General features: G+C 40.1%; 1 protein-coding gene. It reads right to left on the bottom strand.

Annotated features, from left to right (window positions below; translation table 11 throughout):
* Window positions 1-14: 14 nt before the first annotated feature.
* Window positions 15-959, bottom strand: coding sequence for an IS30 family transposase (locus tag HNQ37_RS08405; RefSeq protein ID WP_183541321.1), 945 nt, complete (start codon window positions 957-959; stop codon window positions 15-17).
* Window positions 960-1,057 lie beyond the last annotated feature (98 nt).

The raw sequence follows: 1,057 nt of genomic DNA, 5'->3' as shown, positions 1-1,057 counted from the left end.
TTGGAAAATTGCAATTATAAGTTAGCCAGTTTTAGCATCTGTTTTGAATTTTTATAATTGAACATTTTTCTTGGGTAAGAATTAATCCAACCTTCAATAAAGGTCACAAATTCTTTTGTGGTTGTTCGTGTTCCTTTAGGCAAGAACCTTCGGATCATCCGGTTATGATTCTCATTACTTCCACGCTCAAAGCTTGCATAGGCATGGCAATAGTAAACAGGACAGCTCACCACTTCATGAAGGCGTGCAAATTCACGACCATTATCCGAAGTGATGGATTTGAACTGAACTTCCCCTTGAAGTGCTAAAAGTGCTGTGTTGACGGATTGCGCAGACTTATCTGGAATCAATCGGATCAACTCTGAACGTGTCTTTCTTTCTGTAAGCGTCAGTAGACACTCCCCCTTCGCTTTCGTCAGAAGGACGGTATCGATCTCGTAATGTCCAAATTCTTCACGTTGGTTAATCGCCTCAGGACGTTGTTCGATGGACAAACCAAAAGGTCGTTTGGGTTGAGTGGAACGCAGTTTTTTCACCTTTTTATAGTGGGGATAAAGGAGATCATGGTATTTTACATCCAGACGGCCCACTTCAATCCAATTATAGAGCGTTCGTAAACAGACAGGATGAGAAAGCTTATGAGAGAGGACTTCAAGTGATAATTTCTCTCGAACCCCCTTTGAAATCAGAACATTCAAAACCTTTGTGAACTTTGAGGGACGTCCACAATGCCTTCGGCTTGTGTTATAGGAAGCTTGAGCTACCGCAGCAGAATACTTGGTCTTTATTTTTAAATGCACTTTTCCTTGACGAAGTTCATTATTGATCGTCTGGGGCGCTTTATTTAAGAGTTGAGCGATCCGACGGTTACTCAGTTTATCCTTGTTGTGCCAACGTTCAATTTGACGTCGCTCAATCAGTGTTAAATGTTTCCCTTTTGTGTTAGAATAATCTTGCATCTGAATCCTTTTCTACTTTGTTTATTCCAAATTCAAGTATAAAGGTTTCAGGTGTTTTTTTCTTTCTTCAGGTGGCTAACTTAATATTACAATTTGCC

This window comes from Lactovum miscens (assembly GCF_014202895.1).
In the GTDB taxonomy this organism is placed as follows: domain Bacteria; phylum Bacillota; class Bacilli; order Lactobacillales; family Streptococcaceae; genus Lactovum; species Lactovum miscens.
Note: the sequence above shows the minus strand (reverse complement) of the source record. Positions and strands in the feature narration are given on the sequence as shown.